This is a genomic window from Lysinibacillus sp. FSL K6-1151 (assembly GCF_038630755.1).
Taxonomy (GTDB): Bacteria; Bacillota; Bacilli; order Bacillales_A; family Planococcaceae; genus Lysinibacillus; species Lysinibacillus fusiformis_D.
In genome coordinates, this window is the sequence record NZ_CP152040.1 from 801,969 (window position 1) to 823,245 (window position 21,277).

Below are 21,277 nucleotides of genomic sequence, written 5' to 3' on the forward strand. Positions count from 1 at the left end.
TGAAATTAGTGGCTTTACTTCATTTAATTGTAAAAGAAAAAAGACTGTAGGCAAACTCTCAAATTTTTTGAGTTTGTCTACAGTCTGAATCCAATGACTAATGATGAGTAATTGGATCTTTTGTAGTTGTTATGCTTTTACATCTTTTGTCCAATCCGCGACTTTGTCTTGGTTGTTTTCAATCCATTTTTTTGCTGCTTCTGTGGCACTCATACCTTCCATAATATCGAACATCACACTTTCTATATCTTCGGAAGTCCAATGGAAATGATCAAGGACACGATAGGCATCGGGATCATCTTCTTTCAAGCCATTACGAGCAAATGTGCCAATATATTCTTCTGTCCCATATAAACCTTTTGGGTCATCTAAATATTTTAAATCGTATGCATTAAATATCCAGTGCGGTGACCACCCTGTAATGATAATTTCTTCATTATTAGTAATGGCTTGACTAAGGGCGGCTGTCATTGCACCTGCAGAAGAAGTAAGTACATTCCAGCCTTCTAGATTGTTATATTTCTTATAGGCATTTTCTGTCGTAGCCATCATATTAGCCCCAGGTTCAATGCCTGTAATTGTTTTATTGGCTTCAGTGGTTAAGTCTTCGATTGAATCGACATCCATATAGCTTGGAACAACTAAGCCAATTTTAGCCCCAGTTAGATTTTCACCTAAATTCTCTATTTTATCTTTGTATTTCTCTACTTGCGGAGCATGTGTTTGCGGTAACCAAGCACATACCATACCGTCAACCTCTCCGTTTGCAAGTGCCTCCCACATAATGCCATTGTCGAGTGGCGTTAATGTTACCTCATATCCTAAATCCTCTAAAACTTGTCCTACTACGTGAGTAGAAGCTACTTCAGTATCCCATTCAACATAGGCTAGGTTGATTGTCTTTCGATCTTCTTTTTTAGATCCTGCATCTGCTGAACTACATGCAGTTAAAACGAGTAGACATAGTAAAGAAAAACCTATTTTCCATAATTTTAGATGTCTCATAAATTTCCCCTCTCTAGCAATTCTTATATTCTTGCGAAAATTAAAAAATCAATAAGTAACAACTTAATTTTAATGACAAGTTGTTACTTTTGTCAAATGGATGTTGTACAAATCATGAGGGGAATCATGGGATTAGCCGTGCAGTCTATATTGGGCTGCCCAAAAATCTTTCTATTGATCACATATGATAGGTGAAAATGGAAACGGTGATTTGAGGAGGCTTAGTATGCATTGGATTACCATTATTTTAATAGGAATTGCAGCGAATTTAGATAATTTGGGAATCGGCCTAGCTTATGGCGTCAAACAAGTTAAAATTCCGATTTTATCCAATGCTGTGATTGCTGTCATGTCAATGATTGTCACATACATCGCAGTAACAGCAGGCAGCACAGTTGTTGCGTATATTTCACCGCATACTGCCAATTTATTAGGCAGCTTGCTGTTGTGTATTATTGGGCTCTGGACTTTAATGTCCAATAATTTTTCTAAACAACAGATAGCTGGCAACCCTGAGTTATTTGATGAAGATAAAAACTTAGTGATTTCAACGCGAGAGGCAATGGCACTCGGCTTCGTTTTATCAGCGAACTGTTTAGCAGGGGGCATTGCTATTGGGGCAAATGGCATTTCGGCCCTTTGGACGGTCATATCGATTGGTGTGTTTTCGTTTATTACAGTGGGAGTGGGGAGTCAATGTGGCTCTTTACTATCAAAAACGTATATTGGTAAGCATTCAACTGCGATCTCAGGATGGCTGCTAATTATGATTGGCATTTTCGAGATTTTTGCTAAATAACATATGAAAACAATGGGTAACCCCCACACCATATGTAGATGGAGTATTTAATGTAGAAGTTGATTGGAACGAAGAGCAGCGACTCCAGCGGGAAAAGCGGGATGGACTGAACGGATGTTTTTTCTACGAAAGCGAAGCGACAGTAACGACGCAAGGGAAGCAGCTCGGCCCCGCCCGCGGAAAGCGTCCGCTCGTAGTGGAAATCAACGGCATTACTTTATTTCATCGAGTTTGTCTACAGCTTGAGAATATAACCATATTTTGGTTATATTCTTTTTATTAGGAGGAAAATTTGACATATTGAGGACGAATTTGGTTTAACGGTTGACATACACTGGTATCAACGATTATTCTTGGGAGTAGAATCGTAATTGAGAATAATTTTCGTTTAGGTGAAAGTGCTTTCATGAGGATATTTTTTCAATTATGATGTTTTACTATGACCAAGGGAGGCGTGCAATACATGAAGAAAATGCTCATGTTGATCATGCTTGTTAGTATTATTGTCGTTAACTTAGGGTTGACACAAGCATCTGCTCAACTGGCTGATGGCACACATTCGATAAAATATCAGGTCAATAAACCTGACAGTAACTCTGCATCCATTGCCAACGATTATTTTGTAAAACCAGCAAATGTAACAGTGAAAAATGGTACTGCTACAGTACAAATTACTTTAAAAAGCAGTGCGTGGATTACGAAATTTCAACCACCTGGTGGAGCAACTGTTGTGAGTGAAGATAAAGCAACAGATACTCGCACTGTACAATTCACAGTTAATGATTTATCAAAACCAGTAGTAACAGCTATGAAAATTGATATTGATGATATTAATTATCACCATGAATACAGTGTATCGCTTGTATTTGATGCCGTATCGACTGCTAGCCCAGCTGCTACAACGCAACAAGCAACACAAAATGAATCAAAGTCACCCCAAGCATCTACTACAGAAAGTCAAGTGCCGAACCCACAGACAGGTGACGCAACACCTTATCTATTAATTGTTGCTTTAGTGGGATCAGCATTTTTACTTTATAAAAAAAAATACCAAACAAAAACGGAGGGTCAATAAATGACTAAAAAACGTCAATCTCGCGCAACTAAAATAGTACTAGCTTCATTGCTAGCGGCATCTCTTTCAGTCCCATCTTTTGCATCGGCAGCAGAGGTAGTAACTACAAATACTGAAGTGAAGGCAGAAGCAACAAAAGCTGACAAAACGGCAGCAGTTATCAATTTCCAAATCTTCAAACCTGGTACAACAGAAGCACAACCTGCTATTAGCTCTCATCTAGTACCACAGGGTTCAATCGTTGAAAAAGATGGAAAATTTGAAGCGAATTTAACGATTACAGCTAAATCAGCACCAATGATTGCAGGTCTACAAACAAAGCAAGGTGATAAATTTGTAGATGCTACAGAAGTGAAAAATAGTGATGGCACAATTACATACAGTTTCCCTGTTGTTGTTGATGAAGTAAAATCAGCAAAAATCCATGTGGTTGTTCCTTCTGCAAATATGGACAAATGGTATGATTTTGATTTAAAAGCAGTGAAAGAAGTAAAAGAAGAAGTAAAAGTGGATGAAGTAGCTGTTACTGTTTACAAAAATGGTACAACAGAAGAATCTATGATGAAACAATATATTGCACCGAAAGTAGGCGTTTCTGCTAAAGACGGTAAAAATATTGTGACAATGACATTCCCTCAAGGCCAATATGTACATGGTTTTACTGTAGAGGGGAAAGAAGCAACACTAGTGAAACAAGATGATGCTACAAATGCACGCACATACTCATTTGAAGTAGCAGATTTAAAGAAACTTGTGAATGCTCAATTACACATCGTTGTTAATGAACCAGCACAAGGTGTGAAGTATGACTCGAATCATACAGTACAATTTAGTTTTGCTGTCGAAGGTGCAGTAAAGCCAGTTATAAATCCATTTAAAGATATTAGTAAAGATGCGAATAAAGAAGCCATCCTATCACTTTACAGCTTAGGAATTGTTAAAGGACAAGACAACTTTAATCCAAACAATAACATTACACGTTCTCAATTTGCCTTAATGGTGGCACGTGCATTGAACGTCTCTTCTACAAAAGATGCAGGATTTAAAGATACAGGTAAGCTTAGTGCAGAAGCTGTTCAAGCTATAAATGCATTAGCGGAAGCTGGGATTGTTAAAAAAGCAACAAACTTTAATCCAAATGACACATTAACTCGTCAACAAGCAGCTGTGATGATTTACCGCACAGTAACACATGTAGCAGGTAAAGAAATGAACTTTGGCGACCCAAGTCTTTCTTACTATGCTGATGGGGCAAAAGTGAAAGATGAAGAAGCGAAAAAGGCCTTTGCACTTCTATATGCAGGTAAAGTGATGACTGGTTCACCTACTGCAGATGGTAAAACAGTTATTGATGCAAATAGCCCATTAAAACGTTCACATATGGCAAAAATTTTAAATGGTTCATTGCAATACATCAACAAATAATGATCTTCACAGCAACTTCCTTTCTCATATTGATGGGGAAGGAAGTTCCTGTGCTTTTAAAGAAATGGGAGGCTATGATGCAATGATTCTAAAAAAAAATAACCTTTGCATAGTGGCTGTTTGTACAATTTTATTAATCTTTTTTTCTCCATTCATTTTTCTAGAAGCAGAAGCAGAGGAATCTGTTATTGCAGATGGTAGTTATCAAGTTGAACTAAGTTTTTCTCCAATCGAAGGCTTTGAAGGAAGTATTTTCAAACAAGTAGCAACACTCGCAGTTAAGGATGGGCAATATCAATTAACGATGAAACTTGAAGAACTCAATCCTATAAGAGATATACATATCGAGCAGCAAGGCAATGAGCTTTCTTTTACACTAGATAAAATAGAAAATTTAGTTCAGTTTGATGTTTTAGCCTTACAACAACCAATTGTCCTAAAGGGCAATATAGAGCTTGCAACAGAAGAACAATATGCTTCGTTTTCCCAAGAGCTTCGCCTCAAAGTGCAGACACTGTCACCAAATATTCCACAAGGTGAAGGTAGTGAAGAAGTGGCTGAGGGAATAAATTCAGAAGGAACAATGGGCCAGGAATGGTCATTGGATTATGAGTTAATGGTAGATGGTAAACAAGAGCCCTCTATTATGAATAGCTATGTGAATCCAGTGGCAAAGGTGATCGAAAAAGATGGTAGATACTACGCACAAATGACGATTTTACAATCAGCTTGGATCACAGGATTAACGGTAGATTATAAAGGACAGCAAGTTGAACCTAAACTACTTTCACTTTTAGATAATGTACGAATCGTGGAATTTGAGGTTGAAGATTTAACACAACCATTACGATTGTGGGTGAAGATCGATATTCCTGATATTTCTTATCATCATCAATATTTTGTTCAATTAGTATTTGATCCAGCACAGGTTGCAAAGATTTTAGATAAACCTTCAGAAGAAGTATCCTCCGAACCCAAAGACAGTGATAAAACAGCAGAAATAGTAGGAAAAGAGCAAGTGCAAAAGCAAGTGCAAACGCCGTTGGAACAAAACAATGTGAAGAAGGAAGCGAACTCGGCTACATCGACAGTACCCACTACCCAATCGATGCTTGTTGTACCACAGGAAGAAAAACTAGCATTTGATCGGACACTGGATGAATCAGTGGACGAAGCAGAGGAAGAGGCAGCAGAGGAAAACAAAAAAGAAGAGGTTGCCACTGATAAGGTAGTGAACCATTCTACGGCAAAGCAGCAGATCGAGCCGCTAAACATTGTAAAAATTATGTTGCTAATCGCTATTTGCCTTGTATCAGGTTGGTTACTCATTCGCCGTATTAAAAAAGCCAAAAAAGATCGTACTGAGCAGAAATAAGTAGGAGATGACATAATGAAAAAGGATTGGAAAATTGGGATACTGTTAATGACATTACTATCACTGCTTCTTGCTGCTTGTAGTGGCAGTGACAAACCAGCAACAAAGGATAAAACAGTTGCAGTAAGTGAACAAGTAGCTGAAGAGAGTGAGCAACGAATCATTGCTGGAACAGTTGTAGTGGCAGATATTCTAGATAAGTTGGAGCTTGACGCAATCGCAGTACCGGAAACGGAAAAGCAATTAGCCAAACGTTTTGAGGATTTGCCGACCATTGGTAATGCAATGGAGCCTGATATGGAAATTGTGAAATCATTGAATCCGACAGAAGTATTATCGGTATCGACTTTAGAGTACGATTTACAGGATAAGTTTAAACAGTTGAATATTCCTGTAGACTTTTTAAATTTACAAAGTGTTGATGCGATGTTAACGGAAATCACAACACTTGGTGAACGCTATGATCGTGTAGCACAAGCTGAGGAATTAGTGCAGGATTTACAGAAAAATATGGAAGCTGTTCAAGGTGTTGCTGCGAATAAAGAGGGGCCTCGTGTCTTAATTTTACTTGGTATTCCAGGAAGCTATTTAGTCGCAACTGAAAACTCTTATGCAGGGGATCTTGTTAAACGAGCAGGAGGAATCAATGTCATGGAAGGGCAAGATGCCGAATATTTATCTTCAAATACGGAGCATTTACATAGCAGTAATCCTGATATTATTTTACGCTTATCACATGGTATGCCTGATGAGGTTGTGAAAATGTTTGATGAGGAATTTAAAACAAATGATATTTGGAAACATTTCGATGCAGTGAAAAACGGTAAAGTGTATGATTTAGAGGAAGAATTATTCGGGACGACAGCCTCCTTACAGGTACCTCAAGCTTTAGGACAACTGATGGAAATCTTCTATCGTAAATAGTAACTAGAATTGTCGCTCGTATGATGTATTACTACTCGTCATAGAGCGTTTTTCTTATCCTGAGAGAATATAAACATAAAAAAAGGAAATCCAATATGACAAAAAGAATCGTCAGTTTTTTTATTGTAACTGTTTTATTACTAGTGACAATCGTTTATTCAGCTACAACAGGTAGTATAAAAATGGGCTTTTTCGAGTTTATAGGGGCATTATTTGAGGAAGGGAATAGCCAAATGGAGGCTATACGAGATTTAAGGTTTCCACGTATCATTGTGGCATTATTTGCAGGTGCAGCACTTTCAGTCTCTGGGGTGCTTTTACAATCCGTGATGCGTAATCCTTTGGCTGATGCTGGTGTCATTGGGATATCTTCTGGTGCAGCATTTGTACAGCTCTCTATCATTGCCTTTTTCCCCGCATTATTTTTTATGACACCTGTCTTAGCATTTATGGGTGGTGCATTGGCTTGTTCACTCGTATTTGCACTTTCGTGGAAATCCGGCTTGAGTCCACTTAAATTGATCTTAGTCGGGATTGCCATTAACGCCATGTTTACAGGATTAACAGAGGCACTTATTAGCTTAGGTGGTTCCTTGAATACGTCAGCTTCCAGTGTGATCGGTTCTAATTTAACGATGCGTACATGGAAAGATGTCTCTACGATTGTGACCTATGGGACAATCGGATTAATTGGCGCATTTGCATTATATAGTTGGTGTAATTTGCTTGTATTACAAGATAAAACAGTCAAAAGTTTAGGGTTTCAAGTAGCACGGGCACGCTTACTGATTGCCGCTGTCGCTGTTCTATTAGCGGCTGTTTCAGTTGTTGTGGCTGGAGTTATTTCGTTTGTGGGGCTATTAGTACCTCATATTGCACGCAGATTGGTTGGGCATGACCATCTTGTGCTTATTCCTTTTACAGCACTTGCTGGTGCCTTATTAATTTTAGTAGCAGACACGATTGGCCGGACAATTATTGCACCTATTGAAATTCCAGCCTCTACCATTATGGCAATCATAGGTGGTCCATTCTTAATATTCTTATTACGAAAAGAGTGACGAAACATGGATATACAAGACATCATTGTATCGCATGATAATACACGTAACCATTTAAATGGTGTTTCAACAACGATTGTCCAAGGGAAAATTACGACAATCATTGGCCCAAATGGCTGTGGGAAATCTACATTATTAAGTGTTATCTCTCGCCTTCATTCACCTAAATCAGGGACTGTCTCGTTAGAAAATAAAGATTTACTGCACTATAAGCCGAAAGAATTTGCTAAAAAACTGGCCATTGTGTATCAACAAAATGACATACCGAGAGATTTAACGATTGAAAAACTAGTTGGGTTTGGTCGTTTGCCACACCAAACAATGCTAAAAAAGAATCACGATGAGGACTCAAAAGCCATTGAATGGGCACTTGCCTGTACAAATTTACAGCATAAAGCTACAACAAGTTTAGAGGCGTTATCAGGTGGAGAGCGGCAGCGAGTGTGGATTGCTATGGCATTAGCACAACAGTCAGAAATATTATGTTTAGATGAGCCTACAACCTATTTGGATATATACTATCAAATAGAATTGCTAGAGCTGGTGAAAACATTAAACGAGCAGCATGGTTTAACGATTATCATGGTACTACATGATATTAATCAAGCCATTCGCTATAGCGACCATATTATTTTGATGAAGGAAGGTCAAATTTTTGCAGAGGGTGCGCCACGTGATGTGATTACGAAAGATATGATTAAAGAAGTGTATGGAGTGGATGCAATCTTTAATGAAGATAAACAGCTTGGCTACTATATGATGCCAATGGGAATATAAGAAGGTAATCCGATGAAGAAGAAAGTATCCAAGTTGCTAACACTGCTATATTTAGGCATATTTTTATTTTCTGTTTTTTCACTTGCAAAGTATCTATATACGTACTACGAAACGTCAAAATCATTAAAAGAAGTACAGGATATTTATCAGGCCACATTAGCAGCTAATGAAGAACAGCCAGCAGAACAAATCGAGGAGACAGAAACAACAAATGATGTATCAGCATTCACTATACGACCACAGTTCCTTGATTTATTGGCGATTAATCCTCAAATTATTGGGTGGATTTCAGTAGACGGAACAAAGCTGAATAATCCAATTTTACAAGCTGACAATAATGACTATTATTTAAATCATAACTTTAAAAATAAGGAGAGTCGTGCAGGCAGTGTTTTTATGGATTATCGAAATCAAATACTAGACATGAACAAAAATACGATTTTATATGGTCATGCCATGAAGAACGAGACGATGTTCGGTAGTTTAAAAAATTACTTAAAGCAAGACTATGCAGATGAGCATCCCATCCTATATCTTGATACCTTATATGAGGGCTATGATATTGAGGTTTTTGCTGCATATGAGACGACGATTGATTTCTATTATATTGAGACCGACTTTGCCAACAATGAAGCTTACCAAAACTTTATAGAGGAGATACAACAGCGATCTTCTATTCAGATGAATGTCGATCTAAGTCCAGACGATAAAATTTTGACGTTATCTACTTGTAAGGATGCGGTTTTAAGTGACGACCATCGCTTTGTCGTGCAAGGCAAGTTAGTCAAGCGTTGAGGGGAAGAAATGTAAAGGGTGAACCTTTAAGCTTGTTGGCAAGAATAGCTCCAACCTTGATTTTTCACAGCGAGTTGGAGCTTGCCTTCATCTCATTGTCACCTCTTCATATTTAAACCTTCATAAAAGCTTATATCAGTAGACAGAATGATCTCTACTGTCTGAAAGGATGTACCGATAATTTGGATATCCTTTTTTATTTTTAAAATTACTTGACGTAACTTTATTATTAATATATAGTAAGTTACATAAAGTAATTGATTGCTTTTCGTAATCATAATGTTTAACCAATCGAGTAACTACAAATGTTTATCCAATTCTGTTTTGGGTAACATAAATACTGTAGTTGCTTCATATTTTAAAATATATCTCGAAATCGAGATATAATCAACTTATTTGGAGGAATTTATAATGGCAAAATGGAACATTGATTTAGGACACTCAGCAGTAAACTTTCAAGTAAAACACATGATGGTATCAAAAGTTAAAGGCGTATTTGATAGCTATTCAGCTGATATTGAAGCGACAGACCTTGCAGACTTAACAACTGCTAACATTAACTTTACAATTGATCCAGCGAGTATTAATACACGTAGTGAAGATCGTGATAATCATTTAAAAGCAGAAGATTTCTTTGATGCTGAAAAATATCCAACAATTACATTTAAATCGACAAACATTGCTAAAAAAGCAGGAGATGAATATGCAGTAACTGGTGATTTAACAATTAAAGGCGTGACAAAGTCCGTAACGTTTGATACAGAATTCAATGGAAAAGGTACAAATCCATGGGGACAAGAAGTATATGGTTTTGAAGCTGAAACAACAATCAATCGTGAAGACTTTGGCCTAACTTGGAACGCAGCGTTAGAAACGGGTGGGGTTCTTGTTGGAAAAGATATTAAAGTAACTGTTGAATTAGAAATAAACCCAGCTTAAAAATAGATGATAGAGCATGCTTGAAGTAATTTTCAAGCATGCTTTTTATATAGAAAAATATAGACGTTTTTTAGTTAATCATTCTAGTAATGCTATTCTGTTAGAAATTACCATCAAATAAGTTTCTTGCATATTTTTAGTAATTACTGCATATAAATCATCATATTGTTTTTGGGGGCGATAGGATGAATGTATTAGTGACAGGTGGCTATGGTTTTATTGGCAGTGCCGTAGGTAGGCGTTTTTTCGAAGAAGGTGCAACAATTTATATTATTGATAATTTAAGTACGGGTCATTTACGAAATGTTGACTTTGAGCATAAATCCTATCTTTTAAATGTAGAGGATGAGGTTTGTGAGCATCTTTTTAAAGAAATACATTTTGATGTAGTCATCCATTGTGCGGCACAAACGAGCGTACAACAATCCATCCAAGAGCCAGTAAAGGATATTTTGACAAATATCGTTGGGCTAAGCCAAATGCTTTTTTTAGCTTCTAAGTATAATGTACAGCATTTTGTTTTTGCTTCGTCAGCATCGGTGTATGGAGATAGTCATTATCCGCCATTAGAAGAAACAGATGTCTGTGAACCGATATCTATGTATGGACTCAATAAGAGCATTGGGGAAACCTACTGTGAGAAATGGCATAAAGATTATCGTTTACCTATTCTCATCTACAGATTTGCTAATGTTTTTGGTCCAAGGCAACAAATGCAGGGCGAAGCAGCAGTGATCCCAAGTATGCTAAAAAGCAGTATGGCAGGCAAACCTTTTACGATTTATGGTGACGGTGAACAAACACGAGATTTCATTTATGTCGATGATATTGCAGATGCTATTTACGCTGGTGTATCTGCCCGTTTGCAAGGCACGTATAATGTATCCACAAATGAAGCTTGGTCTATTCACCAAGTCATCTTACTGCTGCAACATTTAAATCACCCACTTGAAATTCAATATGCCCCTGCACGTGAAGGAGATATCGAACATTCATTTTTAAATAACGACAAATTAGCCAAGGCCATTGGCTGGAGGCCAAAAACTTCTTTTGCAGAAGGAATCGAACGTACATTGCATGCATTACAAAATGAAAAACTAGCAGAAATTCAACAAAATAGTGGCTAAAGGGCATTTAAATTATGTAGGCATATTACATCGTGTAATATGTCTTTTTCTATGTCTATAGTATAATAATTCATTAAAGAAATGGTTGTGGACGGAGGCTTATTGATGCTTGTAGATTTTAGAGTGAAAAATTGTTTAAGTTATAAAGATGATACGTTATTTTCAATGGTAGCGGGCAGCCGTCTGCGAAAATGGAAGGATACTCATACCATTCAATTTGATTCACTTCGACTTGTGAAAAGTGCATTTATTTTTGGACCAAATGGTAGTGGGAAATCCAATCTTTTTACGGCTATTAAAGTATTACGTACTTTGCTTTTTAATTTTGAAAATTTAAATAATGTTAAGCAGTTACGTTTACCCTATCAACCGTTTAAGTTAGGAAGACAGCAGGGCACACCAACAGAGTTTATGATATCGCTTTTTTTAGATGGTGCTCTTTATGATTATGAAATACAGTACAATGCTTCTCAAGTTCTCTATGAGCGTCTTGTGAAGACGAACAAGTTGCAAAAAGAAGAGCTGTTTGTCAGACAATGGGATGGTACACAATATTCATATGAAACAGCTCAAACGAGTGCACAGGAGCTGACAAAATATACACGTAACAATACGGCCTTTTTGTCTGTCTTGCATGTTTTTAATGATTCAGATGCTTTAAAGATATTCGATTGGTTTTTACATAAAATTCTATTTCTTGATGAAGCAAATCGGTTATCAAGTCATCCTCTAATTCGTAAACTTGAAGAGAAGCCCTTTAAAAAAGAAGTGATCAAACTCCTTAAAATTGCAGACCTATCCATTCAAGATGTCACGGCCAGACGTGTGGAACGTCGAGAGAAAAATACAATTGGTTATGAGTATGAATCGTCTGAGGTGATTCAAGAAGTAGATATTGACCTACATTACTTATCATTTGATGAAGCTGGTGCACCGATAGGAACGGAAACGATTAATTGGACAATGGATTCGAAAGGCACAGTACGAATGCTACATTTAGCATGCGTGATGGTGGATGCTTATAATAAAGGAAAAACGATTTTTATAGACGAATTCGATACGGCATTCCATGTGTCGATTTGTGAGTTTTTAATGGCCATTATGAACAGCAAACGCAATCGAAATAATCAATTTATCGTGACAAGTCATGAAATAGAATTGCTAGATCAGCCATTGCGTTCAGATCAAATTTGGTTTGTTAATAAAAGCTTTAAAAATGAATCAGAGCTTTACTCTTTATTTGATTTTGCAGATTTACAAAAGAAGCGTGGAGATCTTTCTTATGCGAAACGCTATATAAAAGGTGAGTTTGGTGCAATGCCTGTTATCAATGAGTATTTATCTGAACAATATTTAGAAGAAGCGGAGGTATCTGAGCCTTGAGAGTACGTCAACAAGGGAACCGAACACTGCGTAAAACGATTTTAATTTATTGTGAAGGTGAGACAGAACGTATTTATTTTGAACAAATGCGTATATTAAAGCGCTCTAAAATGGTAAGTGTCAAAATAAAAAACGTTAAACGTTCAGCTATTAAGCTTGCTCAACATGCTTATCGAGATTCCAGCTATCAATATTTTGATGAGGTTTGGATTGTTTTTGATAAGGATGACTTAACCGAAAAGCAATTAGAGGAAGTCAATCAATTTTGCGAGGAAAAAAATATTCGCATTGCCTATACAAATGAAGCATTTGAATTGTGGCTACTCCTGCATTTTGAGGAAGTCGACAGTTCAGAAAAGTATCCTCGTGCTGTCTTGAATGACAAGATGGAACAGCATCTTGGCGTAAGTCGTTATTTCCGTCACAAGGCAGATGAATCCATTATTGCCCCCATCGCATTACGACATGAGGTAGCGATTAAAAATTGTACAGACATGATGGCTCTTCGAAAGACGGAGAGCCGCGACAACCCTTACTGTAACATACATGAAATGATACGATACATATTTTAAGCGTGAGTAGGTTTTCTATTTCCAAATAGAGACCTGCTTTTTTATTTTTACACAATACATTGTCGAAATGAAAGCATGTTTATTTTTCCAAAACATATAGTGTATATGGAGCGAAAGTAGTAAATAGATGAAAGGGGATTGTGTGGATAACTCAAAGTCGAATCAACGCAAAAATCTAGAGGAGAATGCCAAGGATCAGCAACTAGAGCCATTCCGTGTCGAGAATGAAGGCACGAGAATGACAACCAATCAGGGGCTAAGGGTGTCCAATGATGAGGATTCGCTTAAGGCAGGCGTTCGTGGGCCAACAATTATGGAGGATTTTCATCTTAGAGAAAAAATTACCCATTTTGATCATGAACGTATTCCAGAGCGCGTCGTACATGCCAGAGGTTTTGCAGCACATGGCGAGTTTGAATTGTATGAATCCATGGCAGAGTATACGAAGGCGAAATTTTTGCAGGATCCGAAAAAGAAAACACCTGTGTTTGTCAGGTTTTCAACAGTGGTAGGGAGCTTAGGATCGATGGACACAGCTCGTGATGTACGCGGATTTGCAACGAAATTTTATACGGATGAAGGAAATTATGATTTAGTCGGTAATAATATTCCTGTCTTTTTTATTCAGGATGCCATTAAGTTTCCCGATTTAATTCATGCCGTAAAGCCTGAGCCACACAATGATATGCCACAAGCAGCCTCTGCACACGATACCTTTTGGGATTTTGTAGCCAATAATCAGGAAATTGCGCATATGGTGATGTGGGTGATGTCTGACCGTGCCATTCCGCGAAGCTTTCGTATGATGGAAGGTTTCGGCGTGCATACATTCCGCTTCGTCAATGACAAGGGAAGATCGAGATTTGTCAAATTCCATTGGAAGCCTGTACTCGGTGTACATTCTCTCGTTTGGGATGAAGCCCAGATAATTGCTGGGAAGGACCCCGATTTTCAGCGACGGGATTTATGGGAAGCCATCGAAATTGGCGATTATCCAGAGTTTGAGTTAGCTGTCCAAATTCTTGAACCTGAAGATGAATTTAAATTTGATTTTGATATTTTAGATGCGACAAAGCTTTGGCCAGAGGAAATAGTGCCAGTGAAGAAGATCGGCAAAATGACCTTAAATCGTAATGTGGATAATGTCTTTGCTGAAACAGAGCAAGTTGCCTTCCACCCAGGTAGCGTTGTACCAGGCATAGACTTTACGAATGATCCCCTGTTACAGGGACGATTATTTTCATACTTAGACACACAGTTAATCCGTCTAGGTGGACCAAACTTTGCAGAAATCCCCATTAATCGACCGATTTGCCCAGTGCATAACAATCAGCGGAATGGCTTTAGTCGACAGACCATTAATTTAGGAAGAGTGAGTTATCATAAAAATTCGCTGGCTAATAATACACCCGCCACTTCTACTGCAAGGGAAGGGGGATATGTTCATTATGAGGAAAAGGTTGAGGGACGCATCACAAGAGCGCGCAGTAAATCCTTTGATGATCATTTTTCACAAGCACGACTCTTTTGGAACAGTATGTCCCCGCCTGAAAAACAACATATTATAGAGGCATTTAGCTTCGAGGTAGGAAAAGTGAAGAGTAAATCAGTTCGTCAGCAAGTTGTGGATATGTTTGTCCATGTAGATAAAGCAATGGCTACAACAGTGGCAGACAATGTTGGCGTTAATCGCCCTACAGGAGAACAGTCCAAGGTCACAGCCTCCTCACCAGCACTTAGTCAAGCCAATACCATTAAATTGCCTTATACACTTAAGGTCGGAGTCTTAATTGGCGATGGCTTTGATGCAAATGAGGTCGGTGAAGTATTGAAATATTTAACAAGGCAAGGTGTACGCTACAGCATTATCTCCGATCGACTAGGTGTTGTGACAGGGAATAATGGGGTTCAATTAACGGCTACTGACACATTTATCACAACCGATGCTGTATTATTCGACTCGTTATATGTTGTTGGGGTAAAGGCAAGCAATCAAGCGAAATTCAATACTTATATCGTCAATTATATCAATGAAGCATATCGTCACTTTAAGCCAATAGGATTTGCTGCTACTGGCACAACTTTCTTCAATATGTCCAATGCAAACGTAGGCCCTGGCATTGTGTTAGCAACAGGTAACAAGGATTTCGCTAAAAAGTTCGTAGCAGCCATTGCCCAGCAACGATTTTGGCAACGAAATATCTATTAAATAGATCGGTGAGTAGTGAATACTTTCAGAACGAAGAGAAATACTCGCGGAACGAGAAGTGAAATACTCACAAAAGGTAAGTAAATATTGTGCATGTCAAAAGGCCTTTCATTGAATGAGAGGCTTTTCCTCTGTCTGTCATTGCATTCAAATTTTGCGAATGATATGGTGGTACATGAGGTGAAAATTATGGAAAAATTTGATATTGCTATCATTGGAGCGGGGCCAGGTGGCTATGTGGCTGCCATACATGCAGCGAAACATGGCAAAAAGGTTGCTCTCATCGAACGGGATAAGCTAGGGGGAGCCTGTTATAATGTTGGCTGCATTCCTTCAAAAATTTTATTGGAGCATAGTAAGCTTGTACAGGAAATTAAACGAGGGACGAGCTGGGGAATTGAAGTGCCTCAAGTGGAAATTCATTTTCCTCGATTGATGCAGCGAAAAGATACAATTATTCAAGAGCTGTTAAACAATATTGAGCACTATATTGTCAGCAATCAGATTACTTTATATCGTGGTGAGGCCTCTGTCGCAAAGGATTTAACGATTACAATTGGGAATGAGACGATAATGGCTACAGATATTATTTTAGCGACAGGCAGTAAACCATTTGTCCCCCCATTTGAGGGTTTAGCAACTTCGACCTATTTTACAACGGATACATTTTTTGATATAGACGAGTTACCAGCTCAATTAACCATTATTGGGGGTGGGGTAATTGCAGTTGAAATGGCCTTTAGTTTAGCGCCACTTGGTACAAAGGTAACGTTACTGAATCATAGTGAGGACATATTACAAACGGAAGAGGCTGAAGCAAGACCGCTGATTCGAGAAAAAATGAAACAACTTAATATCGAGCTTGTGACAGATTTCAAGTTTGAAAAGTTTGAAGGCAATAGCATCCATACATCTAAAGGTGCTTATACATATGAAAATCTCTTATTTGCAACTGGTCGTCGTCTCAATACAGAAATCGCTCAGCAATTAGGCTTAACTTTAGATGGTCGATTAATTGCAGTGGATGAACATTTACAGACAAGTCAGCCACATGTTTATGCCATAGGTGACTTAGTAGATGGTTATCAGCTAGCGCATTCTGCCAGTGCTGAAGGCATTTACGTTGTCGATTATATTGTGGGCAAACAGCCAACACCAATTGACCAAAATTCAATTCCTCGTTGCGTTTATACACATCCGGAAATTGCTACATTTGGTTTATTAGAGGAGCAGGTCACAATACCTTACACTGTGACCAAAATGCCACTACAGACAAATCCTAAGGCATTAATGGAGGGGAATACAGAAGGCTTTGTGAAGTTAATTGCAGCAGAGGAAAGTGGTCAAATTTTAGGTGCATGTGTTGTAGCCGATGGTGCCACAGAAATGCTTAATGCTATATTGGCAACAAAAAACGCAGGTGGTACAGCCCAATCACTTGCGCAGATGATCTTCCCACATCCAACGGTGTCGGAGCATATTGGAGATGCCGCAAAGGCTGTTTTTGGGAAAGCAATTCACCAATCATAAAAAAGCTATTGACATTCAGAGAATTTATGTTAGATTAATTTTATAAGAATACTTGGTATTAGAGTTGACTAGGCAACTAGAGGCTTCTATTTTACAAAACGGTAATCCGCCTGATTGTAAAATAGAAGCCTTTTTTAATGACAATGATTAAAAGGAGTGGGAAAAATGACAAAAGCAGTTATTTTGAATGGGAGCAATTCGAAAAATTCTAGAGTTACCGCCATTCATGAAAAGGTGGAAAATCATTTTATTGCGCTAGGAATAGAGGTACATTCCAATTATGTACATGAACTACCAGCTACCGATTTACTCACTGCCAACTTTGCCAGTAAGGAAATCCAAGCAGAAAATGCGCATGTTGAGGAAGCTGATTTTATTGTCATACTAACCCCTATTTATAAAGCTTCCTATACAGGTATTTTGAAGACGTACTTGGATTTACTGCCTCAAAAAGCCTTGCTTGGGAAGATCGTACTTCCTATTGCTGTAGGAGGTTCAATCGGTCATTTATTGGCATTAGAATATGCATTAAAGCCAGTTTTAGCTGTGCTTGGAGCAACATCAATTACCCATTCTGTTTATATTGTGGATAAACAAATTATTCGCCTTGAGGAAGGTGGCTTTGCGATTGAAGAAGAGGCTAGCAGCAGATTGGAAGCGGTGTTAGAACAATTACAGAAAGTGTTAATCGTTAATTAACGTGGTAAAAGCGCATTATAGGGCATCCTATAATGCGCTTTCTTTAATTGATTTCAATATTTTCTTCATTCTCCATAGGTATTGTAGAGAGATATAAAAAAGCTTCATCTTGCAATAGCAATAATTTTTCTTCACAAATTCCGTGTGATAATGGTCCAGAAAATATGGACTCCCACCATGTCCCAGTTGTTGTTGTCATTCATCTACGCCCCCATTTCAGTTTTAATATGTAGTTGTATATTTCCCGAGATGAAAAAACTAAAACATTTCATTTTCACATAAAGCCATTTCACCCCCGATGCAGAAAGAGGATTTTTGCCCTTCGATGTTGTATCGTATAGACAATGATAGTTTGTTTCAAAATGAAAAAACTATGTATGGCATTTTAAAAAAAGGGGTGCTTTATTGATGAATTTTACGTCACAAGATGTGGAAAATATGATTACAGAGCAGCGTCAATTTTATTTTTCTCGTGCAACAAAAAGTGTAAAGTTTCGAAAAGAACATTTAAAAAAATTAAAAGCTTCCATTTTAAAATACGAAAAAGACATCTTGAATGCGCTGTATTTAGATCTTCGTAAAAGCGAATTTGAAGCATATGCAACTGAAATTGGCATTGTTTTAGATAGTATTTCATATATGGTAAAGCATGTAGAAGAATGGATGGAGCCAGAAGCAGTTAAAACACCGATACAATATCAAATGGGCAAAAGCTTCATTGTTCGTGAACCCTATGGTGTCACATTAATTATTGGACCGTTTAATTATCCATTTCAACTAGTTATGGAACCATTAATTGGTGCCATTGTTGGAGGGAACACAGCAATTGTCAAGCCGTCAGAAGCGTCTGTCCATACAGCAGCTATTGTGAAAAAAATAATTGAAGAAACGTTCCATTCCTCCTATGTACGTGTGGTAGAAGGTGAAAAAGAAGAAGTAACAGCTCTTATTCATGCGTCCTTTGATTACATTTTCTTTACAGGCAGTGTAGCTGTTGGAAAAGTGATAGCAAAGGCAGCAGCAGAACGTTTGACACCAATTGCTTTAGAGCTTGGTGGAAAAAGTCCAGCGATTGTCGATCAAACTGCAAACTTAGAAGTAGCAGCAAAGCGGATTGTATGGGGTAAATTTACAAATACTGGGCAAACATGTGTGGCCCCCGATTATTTACTTGTTCATAAAGATGTTTATGACCGTTTTATGAAAATCTTAAAAGAAACGATCCGATCGTTTTATGGCAAAAATCCTTTAAAAAGCCCTGATTACGGACGTATTGTGAATTTGAGACAATTCGATCGTTTACAACAAATTATCAAGGAAGAACGAGATGCCATTACATTTGGCGGCCGAATTGATCGTGATGATTTATATGTTGAGCCAACAATCATCGAGTATGTAAAATGGACAAGCCCATCTATGCAGGAAGAACTCTTTGGTCCTATTTTACCTGTTATGATGTATAATGAGTTACCACTGGCGATTCATCAAATTCGTCAATTACCAAAGCCTTTGGCGGCATATTTCTTCTCAGAACATGAAAAGGCCATACAATACTTTTTGGAGGAATTACCCTTCGGTGGTGGATGTATAAACGATACCATCACCCATGTTGGAAATTTACATTTACCATTTGGTGGTGTTGGACCATCTGGTGTGAAAGCGTACCATGGCAAAGCAAGCTTTGAAAACTTTACACATCCTAAATCCATTTTAAAGAAGTCCTCTAAGCTTGAGACAAATGTATTGTTCCCACCATATAAACAAAAAGTGAAAATTGTGCGGTCCATTATGAAATAGAAATTAGAAGGGAGATATCTTAGGATGTCTCCCTTGAAAAATAACCTCTTTGTCCTCAAAAAATCTTCCTAATTATGTCGAAAATCATCGATTTGTGATTATAAATGAAAATTTCGAAGAAAACATAATTATTTCTTTAAATGAAAGCGTTTTCGTTGAAAAAACACATCTGAGGCATTTTATTTATCATGAAATAAGTAGTAAAATAAGTTCAATAGAACGTGGGGGTATTCATCTTGTCGTTTTTTGTCGAGTAATCAAAAATGATGATATGAGTGTAGAGATTGATTGGAGGACTATGAAATGTATGCAGAGGAATTGTTAAGCGCATTACCTTTGAAAAAAATAATTGGCGTGTTGCCAGATCAAGTTAGTGATATTGTAATTGACTCAAGAAGTGTGCAACCGAATAGCATGTTTGTTTGTATCAAAGGTTACACAGTGGATGGGCATGATTATGCGCAAAAGGCAGTGGATGGTGGCGCAACAATCGTTGTAACAGAACGTCAATTACCGTTAGGAGAGACAATTGCACAAGTGATTGTCAGAGATACAGATCGTGCGGTAGGCTTATTAGCCGCAAAGTTTTTTGATTATCCTTCTAAGGATATAACGATGATTGGAGTAACTGGAACGAATGGTAAAACATCCGTAACAGGAATTATTCAAAATATCATGCATGGTATGGGCGAAAAATCCGCTTTATCCGGCACAATCGGTTTTAATTTAAATGGTATTTTATATGAATCTGCCAATACAACGAGTGATGCTTTATCGACACAACAAATGATTTTCCGAGCAAAAATGGAAGGTTGTCGTTTAATGACGATGGAAGTTTCATCACATGGCTTAGCACTTGGACGTTTAGCAGGTGTTGATTATGATATCGCTATTTTCACAAATCTAACACATGATCATCTTGATTTCCATGGTACGATGGAGGAATATGGCCATGCAAAAGGCTTATTATTTTCCCAACTTGGACAAGATTTAGAAAAGAGCAAATTTGTTGTCTTAAATGCTGATGATGCATGGTCAGAGCGCTATGCCGCAATGACACCATTTCCAGTGTGGACATATGGTTTAAAAAATGAAAAGGCCGATTTCCGTGCCATTAACTGTGAATATCACGACTATATGACTTTGTTTGATGTGGAAATGCCAGAAGGGATTTATCGTGTAAAAATGAATTTGCTTGGTGAATTTAATATTTACAATGTGTTGGCAGCTATGATTGCATTTTACGGTCGTGGGTATTCTATGGAGTCCATTATTGAGCAAATAGAGCAACTACCGCCAGTTAAAGGTCGTATGGAGAAAGTTTGTTCAGATTTACCTGTACAAATTTTTATTGATTATGCCCATACACCAGATGCAATTGAAAAAGCGATTGAAGCGGCACAGCCTTATAAAAAGGGTAAGCTGATTTTCTTAGTTGGAACAGGTGGCAATCGTGATAAATCGAAACGTCCTGCGATGGCTGAAAAAGCGTCTGCTGCAGAATATGTCATTTTGACGACAGATGATCCACGCTATGAGGACTATGATAGCATTACGGGCGATCTTGCCAAAGGGATGCTTCATGACCATTATGCTTGTATCGGGGATCGGGCAGAGGCAGTACGTCATGCCATTGAGGTTGCCGAACCAGGTGATATGATTATTTTTGCTGGTAAAGGTCATGAGGATTATCAAATTATTGAAGATACAAAATTTCCACATAGTGATGCAGAAATTGCAATAGAAGCTGGCCGATTAAAATTTGTTTAATGAAAGATTAAATGT

Annotated in this window: 19 protein-coding genes; 17 read left to right on the forward strand and 2 right to left on the reverse strand. The window is 37.8% G+C overall.

Annotated elements, in window-relative coordinates; translation table 11 throughout:
- Positions 1 to 129 precede the first annotated feature (129 nt).
- Positions 130 to 1,005 carry a glycine betaine ABC transporter substrate-binding protein gene (locus MHI04_RS03705; RefSeq protein WP_342535350.1) on the reverse strand — a complete coding sequence of 292 codons (876 nt, stop codon included), beginning with the start codon at positions 1,003 to 1,005 and terminating at the stop codon, positions 130 to 132.
- 226 nt (positions 1,006 to 1,231) lie between these two features.
- Here MHI04_RS03705 and MHI04_RS03710 point away from each other — a divergent pair, with 226 nt between their 5' ends.
- The 15 genes from MHI04_RS03710 to ssuE all read left to right on the forward strand — a co-directional run bounded on the left by MHI04_RS03710 (position 1,232) and on the right by ssuE (position 17,695).
- Positions 1,232 to 1,804, forward strand: a complete 573-nt coding sequence (locus MHI04_RS03710; protein ID WP_036126492.1) for a manganese efflux pump — start codon at positions 1,232 to 1,234, stop codon at positions 1,802 to 1,804.
- Between the two features lie 463 nt (positions 1,805 to 2,267).
- A complete protein-coding gene (gene isdC / locus MHI04_RS03715; RefSeq protein ID WP_342535351.1) occupies positions 2,268 to 2,879 on the forward strand; it encodes a heme uptake protein IsdC in 612 nt (203 codons plus the stop codon).
- A complete protein-coding gene (locus tag MHI04_RS03720; protein WP_271912440.1) occupies positions 2,880 to 4,304 on the forward strand; it encodes an NEAT domain-containing protein in 1,425 nt (474 codons plus the stop codon).
- Positions 4,305 to 4,386: 82 nt separating this feature from the next.
- Positions 4,387 to 5,679, forward strand: coding sequence for an NEAT domain-containing protein (locus MHI04_RS03725; protein WP_342535352.1), 1,293 nt, complete (start codon positions 4,387 to 4,389; stop codon positions 5,677 to 5,679).
- 15 nt (positions 5,680 to 5,694) lie between these two features.
- Positions 5,695 to 6,603 carry a heme ABC transporter substrate-binding protein IsdE gene (gene isdE / locus MHI04_RS03730; RefSeq protein ID WP_058844163.1) on the forward strand — a complete coding sequence of 303 codons (909 nt, stop codon included), beginning with the start codon at positions 5,695 to 5,697 and terminating at the stop codon, positions 6,601 to 6,603.
- Positions 6,604 to 6,698: 95 nt separating this feature from the next.
- A complete protein-coding gene (locus tag MHI04_RS03735; protein WP_101966418.1) occupies positions 6,699 to 7,664 on the forward strand; it encodes an iron ABC transporter permease in 966 nt (321 codons plus the stop codon).
- Positions 7,665 to 7,670: 6 nt separating this feature from the next.
- A complete protein-coding gene (locus tag MHI04_RS03740) occupies positions 7,671 to 8,441 on the forward strand; it encodes an ABC transporter ATP-binding protein (RefSeq protein WP_058844162.1) in 771 nt (256 codons plus the stop codon).
- 12 nt (positions 8,442 to 8,453) lie between these two features.
- Complete coding sequence (gene srtB, locus MHI04_RS03745; RefSeq protein WP_036126477.1) at positions 8,454 to 9,236, forward strand: class B sortase; 783 nt, start codon at positions 8,454 to 8,456, stop codon at positions 9,234 to 9,236.
- Positions 9,237 to 9,647: 411 nt separating this feature from the next.
- Entirely contained in the window at positions 9,648 to 10,175 is a 528-nt protein-coding gene (locus tag MHI04_RS03750) for a YceI family protein (protein ID WP_036126475.1), read from the forward strand.
- Between the two features lie 185 nt (positions 10,176 to 10,360).
- Positions 10,361 to 11,302 (forward strand): NAD-dependent epimerase/dehydratase family protein, encoded by a 942-nt coding sequence (locus MHI04_RS03755; RefSeq protein WP_036126473.1) that lies wholly within the window; start codon positions 10,361 to 10,363, stop codon positions 11,300 to 11,302.
- 105 nt (positions 11,303 to 11,407) lie between these two features.
- Positions 11,408 to 12,685 (forward strand): ATP-binding protein, encoded by a 1,278-nt coding sequence (locus MHI04_RS03760; protein ID WP_058844161.1) that lies wholly within the window; start codon positions 11,408 to 11,410, stop codon positions 12,683 to 12,685.
- On the forward strand, positions 12,682 to 13,257 hold the full coding sequence (locus MHI04_RS03765; protein WP_089931869.1) for an RloB family protein: 576 nt from the start codon (positions 12,682 to 12,684) through the stop codon (positions 13,255 to 13,257). Before MHI04_RS03760 ends, MHI04_RS03765 begins: the two co-directional genes overlap by 4 nt.
- A gap of 127 nt (positions 13,258 to 13,384) precedes the next feature.
- Positions 13,385 to 15,466 (forward strand): catalase, encoded by a 2,082-nt coding sequence (locus MHI04_RS03770; protein WP_170829776.1) that lies wholly within the window; start codon positions 13,385 to 13,387, stop codon positions 15,464 to 15,466.
- Positions 15,467 to 15,655: 189 nt separating this feature from the next.
- A complete protein-coding gene (gene lpdA, locus MHI04_RS03775; protein WP_342535353.1) occupies positions 15,656 to 16,996 on the forward strand; it encodes a dihydrolipoyl dehydrogenase in 1,341 nt (446 codons plus the stop codon).
- 165 nt (positions 16,997 to 17,161) lie between these two features.
- A complete protein-coding gene (gene ssuE / locus MHI04_RS03780) occupies positions 17,162 to 17,695 on the forward strand; it encodes an NADPH-dependent FMN reductase (protein WP_342535354.1) in 534 nt (177 codons plus the stop codon).
- Between the two features lie 43 nt (positions 17,696 to 17,738).
- Here the strand turns inward: ssuE and MHI04_RS03785 are convergent, their stop codons facing one another.
- Positions 17,739 to 17,894, reverse strand: a complete 156-nt coding sequence (locus tag MHI04_RS03785) for a hypothetical protein (protein WP_170829777.1) — start codon at positions 17,892 to 17,894, stop codon at positions 17,739 to 17,741.
- A 209-nt stretch (positions 17,895 to 18,103) separates the two neighbouring features.
- On the opposite strand from MHI04_RS03785, the gene MHI04_RS03790 reads away from it, so the two are divergent.
- Positions 18,104 to 19,492 (forward strand): aldehyde dehydrogenase, encoded by a 1,389-nt coding sequence (locus MHI04_RS03790; protein WP_089931875.1) that lies wholly within the window; start codon positions 18,104 to 18,106, stop codon positions 19,490 to 19,492.
- Positions 19,493 to 19,795: 303 nt separating this feature from the next.
- Positions 19,796 to 21,262 (forward strand): UDP-N-acetylmuramoyl-L-alanyl-D-glutamate--2,6-diaminopimelate ligase, encoded by a 1,467-nt coding sequence (locus MHI04_RS03795; protein WP_036125930.1) that lies wholly within the window; start codon positions 19,796 to 19,798, stop codon positions 21,260 to 21,262.
- The last annotated feature ends 15 nt before the right edge of the window (positions 21,263 to 21,277 follow it).

Excerpts from the sequence above, each read along its gene's own strand:
- MHI04_RS03705 (WP_342535350.1), bottom strand. The coding sequence starts at position 1,005 with ATGAGACATCTAAAATTATGGAAAATAGGTTTTTCTTTACTATGTCTA.
- MHI04_RS03710 (WP_036126492.1), top strand. The coding sequence starts at position 1,232 with ATGCATTGGATTACCATTATTTTAATAGGAATTGCAGCGAATTTAGAT.
- isdC (WP_342535351.1), top strand. The coding sequence starts at position 2,268 with ATGAAGAAAATGCTCATGTTGATCATGCTTGTTAGTATTATTGTCGTT.
- MHI04_RS03720 (WP_271912440.1), top strand. The coding sequence starts at position 2,880 with ATGACTAAAAAACGTCAATCTCGCGCAACTAAAATAGTACTAGCTTCA.
- MHI04_RS03725 (WP_342535352.1), top strand. The coding sequence starts at position 4,387 with ATGATTCTAAAAAAAAATAACCTTTGCATAGTGGCTGTTTGTACAATT.
- isdE (WP_058844163.1), top strand. The coding sequence starts at position 5,695 with ATGAAAAAGGATTGGAAAATTGGGATACTGTTAATGACATTACTATCA.
- MHI04_RS03735 (WP_101966418.1), top strand. The coding sequence starts at position 6,699 with ATGACAAAAAGAATCGTCAGTTTTTTTATTGTAACTGTTTTATTACTA.
- MHI04_RS03740 (WP_058844162.1), top strand. The coding sequence starts at position 7,671 with ATGGATATACAAGACATCATTGTATCGCATGATAATACACGTAACCAT.
- srtB (WP_036126477.1), top strand. The coding sequence starts at position 8,454 with ATGAAGAAGAAAGTATCCAAGTTGCTAACACTGCTATATTTAGGCATA.
- MHI04_RS03750 (WP_036126475.1), top strand. The coding sequence starts at position 9,648 with ATGGCAAAATGGAACATTGATTTAGGACACTCAGCAGTAAACTTTCAA.
- MHI04_RS03755 (WP_036126473.1), top strand. The coding sequence starts at position 10,361 with ATGAATGTATTAGTGACAGGTGGCTATGGTTTTATTGGCAGTGCCGTA.
- MHI04_RS03760 (WP_058844161.1), top strand. The coding sequence starts at position 11,408 with ATGCTTGTAGATTTTAGAGTGAAAAATTGTTTAAGTTATAAAGATGAT.
- MHI04_RS03770 (WP_170829776.1), top strand. The coding sequence starts at position 13,385 with ATGAAAGGGGATTGTGTGGATAACTCAAAGTCGAATCAACGCAAAAAT.
- lpdA (WP_342535353.1), top strand. The coding sequence starts at position 15,656 with ATGGAAAAATTTGATATTGCTATCATTGGAGCGGGGCCAGGTGGCTAT.
- ssuE (WP_342535354.1), top strand. The coding sequence starts at position 17,162 with ATGACAAAAGCAGTTATTTTGAATGGGAGCAATTCGAAAAATTCTAGA.
- MHI04_RS03785 (WP_170829777.1), bottom strand. The coding sequence starts at position 17,894 with ATGACAACAACAACTGGGACATGGTGGGAGTCCATATTTTCTGGACCA.
- MHI04_RS03790 (WP_089931875.1), top strand. The coding sequence starts at position 18,104 with ATGAATTTTACGTCACAAGATGTGGAAAATATGATTACAGAGCAGCGT.
- MHI04_RS03795 (WP_036125930.1), top strand. The coding sequence starts at position 19,796 with ATGTATGCAGAGGAATTGTTAAGCGCATTACCTTTGAAAAAAATAATT.